Source organism: Enterococcus sp. C53 (assembly GCF_040887425.1).
Classification (GTDB): Bacteria; Bacillota; Bacilli; order Lactobacillales; family Enterococcaceae; genus Enterococcus_B; species Enterococcus_B hirae.
The window spans coordinates 1-617 of the sequence record NZ_JBFOFT010000026.1 but is presented as its reverse complement, the minus strand read 5'-3'; the positions used below and the strand labels follow the sequence as shown (position 1 = coordinate 617).

General features: G+C 51.7%; 7 tRNA genes. All 7 read left to right on the top strand.

Annotated features, from left to right (window positions below):
• The first annotated feature begins 13 nt into the window (after positions 1 to 13).
• The 7 genes from AB3I42_RS13980 (at position 14) to AB3I42_RS13950 (ending at position 616) form a co-directional block, all read left to right on the top strand.
• Positions 14 to 86, top strand: a tRNA-Val gene (locus AB3I42_RS13980).
• A 3-nt stretch (positions 87 to 89) separates the two neighbouring features.
• A tRNA-Lys gene (locus AB3I42_RS13975) sits at positions 90 to 162 on the top strand.
• Between the two features lie 8 nt (positions 163 to 170).
• Positions 171 to 252 (top strand) — tRNA-Leu (locus AB3I42_RS13970).
• Between the two features lie 23 nt (positions 253 to 275).
• Positions 276 to 348 (top strand) — tRNA-Thr (locus AB3I42_RS13965).
• A gap of 10 nt (positions 349 to 358) precedes the next feature.
• Positions 359 to 430, top strand: a tRNA-Gly gene (locus AB3I42_RS13960).
• Positions 431 to 446: 16 nt separating this feature from the next.
• Positions 447 to 532 (top strand) — tRNA-Leu (locus tag AB3I42_RS13955).
• Between the two features lie 10 nt (positions 533 to 542).
• Positions 543 to 616 (top strand) — tRNA-Arg (locus AB3I42_RS13950).
• The last annotated feature ends 1 nt before the right edge of the window (position 617 follow it).

The following is a 617-nucleotide window of genomic DNA, read 5'->3' as shown; positions in this document are numbered from 1 at the left end:
TTAAGTTATCCATGGAGGTTTAGCTCAGCTGGGAGAGCATCTGCCTTACAAGCAGAGGGTCAGCGGTTCGATCCCGTTAACCTCCATATGAGCCGTTAGCTCAGTTGGTAGAGCATCTGACTTTTAATCAGAGGGTCACAGGTTCGAGCCCTGTACGGCTCATATTTTTTGCGGGTGTGGCGGAATTGGCAGACGCACTAGATTTAGGATCTAGCGCCTTACGGCGTGGGGGTTCAAGTCCCTTCACCCGCATAATATGATTTTTTTAATGACATGCCGGCTTAGCTCAGTTGGTAGAGCATCTGATTTGTAATCAGAGGGTCGAGGGTTCAAGTCCTTTAGCCGGCATCATAAACACGCGGAAATAGCTCAGTGGTAGAGCACCACCTTGCCAAGGTGGGGGTCGCGGGTTCGAACCCCGTTTTCCGCTTTGCCAAAGTAACAACGCCGGGGTGGCGGAACTGGCAGACGCACAGGACTTAAAATCCTGCGGTGAGTGATCACCGTACCGGTTCGATTCCGGTCCTCGGCATTACAAATATGCGCCCATAGCTCAACTGGATAGAGTGTTTGACTACGGATCAAAAGGTTAGGGGTTCGACTCCTCTTGGGCGCGT